The sequence below is a fragment of the uncultured Phascolarctobacterium sp. genome, from assembly GCF_934190775.1.
GTDB lineage: Bacteria > Bacillota > Negativicutes > Acidaminococcales > Acidaminococcaceae > Phascolarctobacterium_A.
This window is the reverse complement of sequence record NZ_CAKPTG010000019.1, coordinates 44,060-52,530: the sequence shown is the minus strand read 5'-3', so window position 1 is coordinate 52,530 and position 8,471 is coordinate 44,060. Positions and strand designations below refer to the sequence as shown.

Below are 8,471 nucleotides of genomic sequence, written 5' to 3'. Positions count from 1 at the left end.
TTTTGCTATGAACAGTTTTTTGATTTTCCATTGTAGGGCTTTAAGCCCGCTCTGTGAGCCGTGTGCGAGCCACAGGGTTAAAGGCCTAGATTACCGCTTGCGGTTTTGTAACTGCTCAGCCAATGCTTTAAGACGCAGTTGGTTCACATCGTTAAAGGCCTAGATTACCGCTTGCGGTTTTGTAACTCCTGTTCCAACATCCCTAAAAATACTCCCGCGAGTTAAAGGCCTAGATTACCGCTTTAAAACAACCCTCAGTCATCGCCTGCGGCGATGCCAGCTCCCTTGCAGGGAGCATATAAAGTTAAGCGAACTTTTACTATATCTCCCCTGAAAGGCGAGGTGGCTGCGAGCTTTGCGAGCAGACGAAATGGTTGTGCCAATGATTACCGTTTACGGTATAGTGCAAAAAAAGACCTGAAGTCCGGATTCTTGCGGACCTCAGGTCTTTTCGTTTGCGTAAAAATATATTGTGCTAGGTAAAAATAAGACGTTCTACCGCAGTCCGGTAGAACGCCTTTAGTTTAATGTGCTCTTATGCTGTCAGCTTGGAGGCAAGCTCACGCACCTCTGCTTCCGAAAGTTTGGAGTGGCGCACAGTAAATTCGATGCTCATGCCATCAGCCAAAAGGCCTTTGGCAAACTCAATGTTTTTCTCTTTGGCAGCTTTTTCTGCTGCTTTCATAGCAGCTTCTTTTTCTCTTTTTGCTACAAATTTTTCAAATACATCGCCCATATTCGTCAACCCCTTTTCTGTTTCCTTAAAATATCTTGCTTTTTCTGCCAATTCCGGATAATACATATCATTCGGATTACTACAGTTGAAATCGTGCATCAGACGACCGAGTGGTGTGTTGTCCTTAATTTTATTATTTACATAGATGATGTGCGAACCATCAACAAAAGCTGCATTGTTTTCTTCTATTTTTCTACTGATGTGGTATATTGGCAACCCGCCCTTCAGCACGTCATACTGCGTGATAAAGATAACGTAATTATCAGGCAGCTTTTGGTATACTTCACCCTTTGGCAGGCTGTAAGCGTCCAGCATACTCAGATGATAGCGTGCTCTGCGTGCTGCAGCGCCACTACTACGGTTCTGTACTTCTACATTGAAGAGCCTGCCGTTTTCTTCCTGCGCCAGGATGTCCAGCTGCAGGTCATGTCCTTGCAGGTTTTTCAGCTTCTGCTGCGTTACAGCTTTTATTACCTTTATCTTATCATTATTTAAGATAATTCGCAATAACAACGCTGTACGCTCCGTATCATTTTCAAAGACCTTGTTCATAAAAACATCATCCATTAAAGTTAACTTGGCAATGGATTCTCTGGTATCTTCTCTCAGATTTACCATTCGTTCAACTCCCTTCTTAACAAAAAACGCCTTATGTACTACTCAATAATACATAAGACGTTCGTGACGCTGCAGTGACCGTGCTCCAGGCAGGTGTGCAAAATCTTATGGATTTATCTTAGCAGATAATTAAGATATTGTCAAGAATTTTATGAATATTGCATAATTAACGCTTGGAAAATAAGGCGTTCTACCGCAGTCAGGTAGAACGCCTTTAGTTTTTACTTTGTCATACACTCGCTACAGTACTTCTCTATGAGTTCCGCCAGCTTCCTGATATCCGTCTCCGAATGCTTTTCGGCAATCTGCATCAGGTACTTCACATCCAGCAGGATGCCATGAATATGTTCTTACTCCTTGTCCCTGCCCTCCTCTTGTTTTCCTTCCACTGCGCCACAGCTTCGCCTGCATAATGCAACGCGCCTGCTTTCTCCCCTGCCCATTTGTTTTTGTCAACTGGCATGAGGAAGGCGTTGTAGATGACTCTGTCCGGATTTAGGAAAAAGGGACAAGGAATATTCAAAACATTAAAACGCCTTCGGGATCATATGACATTTTAGTTCCAAAATGTTCTATTTTCGTATTATATTTAGCACCCAAATTGTAAAAACGCAGGCTATCCTTGTTTAAATCAGCTATTTTCAATAGTTCATTTTGTAAAAGAACATAGTCATGTGGTTCTACCAGGCATTCAAATACAGAATTCTGCACTCTTTGCCCATATTTTAAACACATTTTGGCAATCTTATTAAGTCTTCTCCTGCCAGCCGCATCCTGCGTATTAACATCATAGGTTACCAATATCAGCATTCTATTTTCCTCACTTCCATAAGTAACTTGGATATTCATCAATATCGCCACGTATATATCTTGCTAGAAGCTGTGCTTGAACAAAAGGTATTAAGCCCCATGGTATTTTTTCTTGCAAAAACGGATGCATAATTACATCTTGCTTGCGTTTTTGCCAAGCTTCCAAAAACATCTTGCGTCCATCTTCGCTCAATAGTACACTGCCATTTTCTTGATTATTAAATGATTTTTCATTAATTACACGATTATTAATCAACGTAAGCACAAATCTGTCTGCTATAATGCTGCGAAATTCTTCCATCAAATCAAGCGCTAAAGACAAACGCCCCGGCCTATCCCGATGCAGAAAACCAATATAGGGATCCAAGCCGGCTCCTTCAAGTGCTGCAGCACAATCGTTAGCCAAAATAGTATATGCAAAGGATAATAGAGCATTAACAGGATCAGTCGGAGGCCTTTTATTTCTATTAGTAAACCTAAAATAAGCCTTATTTTGCAATATGAGCTCATTAAACTGAGCAAAATATAAGCTTGCAGCATCTCCCTCTAAGCCTCGTAGGACAGCTAAATCTGTACATTTTCTTGACAACCTCGTCAAACGCATAATTTCGCGACTTGCTTGTTCTAAATTAGCTACATCAACAATCAAAGCATGGTCTCGCTTCGCCCGTTCCAAAACACTGTGTGAGTTATAAAGCTTTCCAACAATAAAATTCCTCGCTATTTTACAGCTAAGCTCTTCTGAATCGGAAATTCTATACTGTTCTTTACGTAACAATACATTGCTATTATGGTTCCCCATTACTCTCGCTAAAAATCTTCCGCTAGGTTTATAAAAGCATACAGCTATACCATATTCAGCACACTTTCCCAATAATGCAGGACTCGCTCCCATATAGCCAAAATATAAAATTTGCTCAAACATCCGCAATGGTAATTTTTTTACTACTGTACCTTCCCGATTTATTACAACATTCTCATTATCCAGCGACAAATAAATATCTTCACTTGTCACAAATAAAGTATTCATTAAGTGTCTCATAATGCATCCTCATTTAAAAATTTTGCATAATAATCTGCTACATCTGTTTTCTTACATATAATTGGTAAGCAAATATCTTTTAAAGAGCATAAGCTACAGCCTTTTTTCGGTTTAACATTAGGCGTATACCCTTGTTTATAATAGTTATGCATTTCGCGCAGCATAGCTTCAACAGTTTCACGCATAGAAACAGTAAAATCAATTTCTTCCCGCCGATGTGTTTCATTATAAAACAAAGCCCCCTTAGGTATTTTCACATGCAGCATTTCTTCTAAGCACATAGCTTGACAACATAATTGCAATCTGTCCACATCAATCAGCTTGCTCTTTCCACGCTTATACTCTATGGGGTAGGGTTGCCAAATTCCTTCGCGTCCATATAGCGTGCAGCCATTTTCAGACTGTGTAAACTCTACAACATCACATTGTCCCGAAACGCCTAACTTTCTTGAAAAAACGCTCAAAGAACGTGTAATTAGCAAATTGCCACGTTTTTCTATAATGCCGTCATCATGGCAACGTTCATGTACTATGTTACCTTCAATTGTTCTTACATTTTCCTGCCATTGATTCTCTATATGAATCAATGCCCATTGTCTGCGACAAAAACAAAAATGCTGAATTCCAGAAAGCTGTAAGAATTCGTCTTCGCAATACTCCATAAGAGTTCTCCTTTCCCTTTAGGCTCATCAGAATACGTCATTTACATTTACATTAACAAAACCGAAAATCCAACCGTGTTCAGTGTTTCAATCCACACTCCCTTACGGGAGCGACGAGAGAAAAGGCTGCGTAATTATATGCGCAGATTATTTCAATCCACGCTCCCTCGCGGGAGCGACGTTTTCGTAAACTGGATCATAATGCATTACAGTATTTCAATCCACGCTCCCTCGCGGGAGCGACTGTATGGTCACGCTCTGCTGTTCCATCATGCCGCCATTTCAATCCACGCTCCCTCGCGGGAGCGACCTGCTTCACCGCCATCCAGCGCCGTGATAACCAATTTCAATCCTCGCTCCCTCGCGGGCAACAGCACCCACATATAAGCGTTAGCATCTACAGTGATAACCAATTGCAATCCTCGCTCCCTCGCGGGAGCGACTAGCTGACTTCTGCGAGTGCCTTGCAAGGCATTTTACTTCAATCCACGCTCCCTCACGGGAGCGACCGCCAGTCATCAACATCGCTATTGTCATACATACTATTTCAATCCACGCTCCCTCACGGGAGCGACTTGGGGTAAGCTCGCCGATAACGTCACGGGAGCCATTTCAATCCACGCTCCCTCACGGGAGCGACGATTAACCCATTTATCATATACGAGCCTTGACGATTTCAATCCACGCTCCCTCACGGGAGCGACGTGCGAGAGTGGTCGCTGGAAAGCAAAGCCAAAAAATTTCAATCCACGCTCCCTCACGGGAGCGACCCGTGCGCCCTTCGGCATTGATATAAGCAAAGCTATTTCAATCCACGCTCCCTCACGGGAGCGACTGTGCAAAGGGAGAAGTCTACGCCGCATGCCGTATTTCAATCCACGCTCCCTCACGGGAGCGACTACTTTTCAACGAGAGCCTTAGTCTGCTCAATAATTTCAATCCACGCTCCCTCACGGGAGCGACCGCATGTTGCGAGATTTAAGATTCTTGAGCCGCGATTTCAATCCACGCTCCCTCACGGGAGCGACCGGCCGCTACATATCTTGGTCAATTTTTGTTTGGTATTTCAATCCACGCTCCCTCACGGGAGCGACATTATATTCATATATTATAATTATGAAATAAGTATTTCAATCCACGCTCCCTCACGGGAGCGACAATCCGGTATGGTATGGTATATACAAGCATAATATTTCAATCCACGCTCCCTCACGGGAGCGACCTGCTAATCCTAATTATGGCTTGCCCTCTGGTGTTATTTCAATCCACGCTCCCTCACGGGAGCGACGCCTATTTTTGCACTCCTCACTAACTTCATGATAATTTCAATCCACGCTCCCTCACGGGAGCGACCTTTTTTGGCAATCATGGTCAAAGCGTCTTCCTGATTTCAATCCACGCTCCCTCACGGGAGCGACTCTTACCCACTTTTTGGCAAACAGTCTTAGATAATATTTCAATCCACGCTCCCTCACGGGAGCGACTTTGCTCTGCAATTTTTACAGCACTCCACAGGTATTTCAATCCACGCTCCCTCACGGGAGCGACTATGATAAGTCCAGTTCTTTTTACTGCTTGCGTGATTTCAATCCACGCTCCCTCACGGGAGCGACGCAATTCAATCGCTGTGAGATAATCTTTTTTCAATTTCAATCCACGCTCCCTCACGGGAGCGACGCTTCTTCATCGTGTTCCAATACCGGGAACAAACATTTCAATCCACGCTCCCTCACGGGAGCGACGCTGCTGATTAGCTGGCTCTTCCAGATGTTGGCGATTTCAATCCACGCTCCCTCACGGGAGCGACCCTGCGCGCTCTGAGCGGCGTTAGCTTCGCTCTCAATTTCAATCCACGCTCCCTCACGGGAGCGACTCAGCGTCTACATATTCTGTCAGTCCCATATTGGGATTTCAATCCACGCTCCCTCACGGGAGCGACCCTTTAGAATCGGGTTTTGCGCCATTAACCGAACATTTCAATCCACGCTCCCTCACGGGAGCGACTTTGCCCCGGCATCAGAGGCCGCCGAAATCCTACAATTTCAATCCACGCTCCCTCACGGGAGCGACCTGTAGCTCTAGCTGTCAAAATATCTTTGATAACAATTTCAATCCACGCTCCCTCACGGGAGCGACGGTGGATGATTCTGAATTGGACTGATGATGCTTCATTTCAATCCACGCTCCCTCACGGGAGCGACAAGAGGTAAGGGTAAGAGATAAAAATAAAAAATATTTCAATCCACGCTCCCTCACGGGAGCGACGCCAATCGGATTGAACTTGCGGATGATAGTTTCCTATTTCAATCCACGCTCCCTCACGGGAGCGACCAGATAGAATCCCCAATATCCATCGAAGTGAGAATTTCAATCCACGCTCCCTCACGGGAGCGACTCGTATGGTCACGGATCAGCGCCAGCAGATTGTAATTTCAATCCACGCTCCCTCACGGGAGCGACGACAGAGCGTGCAATGGCAAATATTGTATCCAGAATATTTCAATCCACGCTCCCTCACGGGAGCGACGCACCTTATCTACAACTTTACCAACGGCAGTCAGATTTCAATCCACGCTCCCTCACGGGAGCGACTGTCAGCAGTGGTATACATGTAAGCGCTGTCAGATTTCAATCCACGCTCCCTCACGGGAGCGACCGCATCAAAACAAATTACTTCTCTATTAATTTAAGTCAAGCATTTTTTGCGAACCGGCTCAACTCAAATACTCAAGAATTTTATTTTGACGTGAGAAAACTTTTAGTTTCCCATTCTAGCTCAAGTTGCGAACCTAAGCTAAATTTTATGTTCCATATAACTTCGCACAGGATAAATCTAGACTATTCTTCCTCATGCCAATCAATATGCAAATAACGATTCTTTAATTCATTATTTCCGTTATATAGTAAATTCTCAAAGAATTTCTCTAAATACACCGTAGTAGCATGAACTCCATTTTGCAAATCATTATAGTTTGCTCTAACCAAAGCATTACGGAAATACCAGGAATACTTAGCAAAAGCTTCATTACCTATGGAATATCCTAAAGAATTCAAATACTTTATGATAAAAACAGCAGTTGAGCGAGTGTTTCCTTCGCAAAAAGGATGTATCTGCCATATATCACAAGTAAATTTTGCTATATGCTTAACGATTTCACTCTCGCTAAGATTTCTATAAGAAAATCTCTTTTCAGTATTAAAATCATAGTCGAGTGTCATGGGAATGCTATCATAAGATGCGTAAAAAACACTTTTTCCATTCAAAACCCATTCATTTTTACTAATATTATAGGTTCTGACCTCTCCGGCATGAGCAAATACATTCGCAAAAAGGTTTTTATGTATGGAAATCCAATAAGCAGGAGAAAAGCTAAATGTTTTTTCTCCCAATATTGCAGTAATCCTACCGGCTACAATATCCGCTTCTTTCGTTCCAGCTTCAATAGCTTTCCTATCGTTACATTCCTCATAATAACTACTGATTTTAGCATTAGCTTCACTAATAGTGATTTTGCCTTCAATATTCTCTTTAGCTGTTTCCAGTAAGTAATTAGAAGTAGAAAGGCCATCTACTGCCTGTAAACCAATTGCAGTCTGCCAGGCAACTGTTTTTTCTTCCAGCTTTGGTTCACCCAAACGAATATATTCATTTAAGTCTTGATACCAATCTTTCTGCATATTACATTCCTTCTTTAACTTCGGGAACAAGTCCAGTCAATTCATCAACAACAATATCATAATCATCTGCAGACAGTGCCTCAGCAATACCTTCCTTAAGCTTTACTTTAACAGAACGATGAACCTTAGCAGAAGAGTACTGCCCTTCCTTGCAATTATGCTTCCACCAATACAACTTAACAACTTCCATAGAGCCATCCGGACGAGCCGAAGAAGCATCATTTTCAAACAGAGTTAATAAACATTTTTTGACTACCTCAGCATCTTCATCTGTAAAACCAGTTTTCATTGCAAGCTGAACATTAATGGCACCCTTAATTTCATACATACCAAACTTTATCATGTGCTTCATGCCCATTGTATCAGAAGATTTTCCTTCTTTGCCCTCTTTATTTTCGCCATTAACGCTTTTAGTAATTTGATAAGAGCATACTTCAACGGGATCAATGCTTACTGCCTGATGAATCGAGATAGGTCCTCTTACACCTACTGAAACACCTGCTGCTTCTTTATCTTTTTTATTATTAAATGCGAATACCTGTCCAAAGCTACGCACATCAAGCCAAGTTTCACATGTCCAGGCAGCATACTGCTCCGGACTAACTTTGTCACCTTTCTTTGCTTTCTTATCACTCTTATCTTCTGCTGAATTCTTTTCTTCAAGCTTTTTAGCAATAAGTGCTGATGCTCGATCGCTCAAAGAAGTAAAGCCATCATCGCTGCGATCATTAGACTGTACAAAAATAGGATATCCCAAATCCTGCATACGATTACGGATTTTACGCTTAATACATTCAGCTGTAATTTCACCATAGCTTCCATAATCAATACGCGGGCGATTACCATTCAGCGGATCACCATTGGGATTTGCCATTTTTACACTTACCAATAATACAAAGTCAATTTTGTTGCTTAATTCTGCCAT

At 42.5% G+C, this 8,471-nt stretch carries 6 protein-coding genes and 1 CRISPR repeat array; all 6 genes read right to left on the bottom strand.

The genetic code is table 11. From position 1 onward, the window contains the following. Positions 1–535 precede the first annotated feature (535 nt). Positions 536–1,354 (bottom strand): PD-(D/E)XK nuclease family transposase, encoded by an 819-nt coding sequence (locus Q0G26_RS09795; RefSeq protein WP_293830226.1) that lies wholly within the window; start codon positions 1,352–1,354, stop codon positions 536–538. Positions 1,355–1,873: 519 nt separating this feature from the next. Continuing rightward, complete coding sequence (cas2, locus tag Q0G26_RS09790; protein ID WP_293847684.1) at positions 1,874–2,164, bottom strand: CRISPR-associated endonuclease Cas2; 291 nt, start codon at positions 2,162–2,164, stop codon at positions 1,874–1,876. A gap of 10 nt (positions 2,165–2,174) precedes the next feature. Beyond that, positions 2,175–3,206, bottom strand: coding sequence for a type I-C CRISPR-associated endonuclease Cas1c (cas1c, locus tag Q0G26_RS09785; protein ID WP_293830222.1), 1,032 nt, complete (start codon positions 3,204–3,206; stop codon positions 2,175–2,177). After that, positions 3,203–3,868 carry a CRISPR-associated protein Cas4 gene (gene cas4, locus Q0G26_RS09780; RefSeq protein WP_293830220.1) on the bottom strand — a complete coding sequence of 222 codons (666 nt, stop codon included), beginning with the start codon at positions 3,866–3,868 and terminating at the stop codon, positions 3,203–3,205. Before cas4 ends, cas1c begins: the two co-directional genes overlap by 4 nt. 84 nt (positions 3,869–3,952) lie before the next feature. Further along, positions 3,953–6,524: a CRISPR direct-repeat array (repeat unit 31 nt; unit sequence ATTTCAATCCACGCTCCCTCACGGGAGCGAC). Positions 6,525–6,706: 182 nt separating this feature from the next. Beyond that, the gene (locus Q0G26_RS09775) at positions 6,707–7,546 is read right to left on the bottom strand and encodes a Fic family protein (protein ID WP_293830217.1); all 840 of its coding nucleotides are present in this window, start codon (positions 7,544–7,546) and stop codon (positions 6,707–6,709) included. A 1-nt stretch (position 7,547) separates the two neighbouring features. Continuing rightward, positions 7,548–8,471, bottom strand: coding sequence for a type I-C CRISPR-associated protein Cas7/Csd2 (gene cas7c, locus Q0G26_RS09770; protein ID WP_293830215.1), 924 nt, complete (start codon positions 8,469–8,471; stop codon positions 7,548–7,550).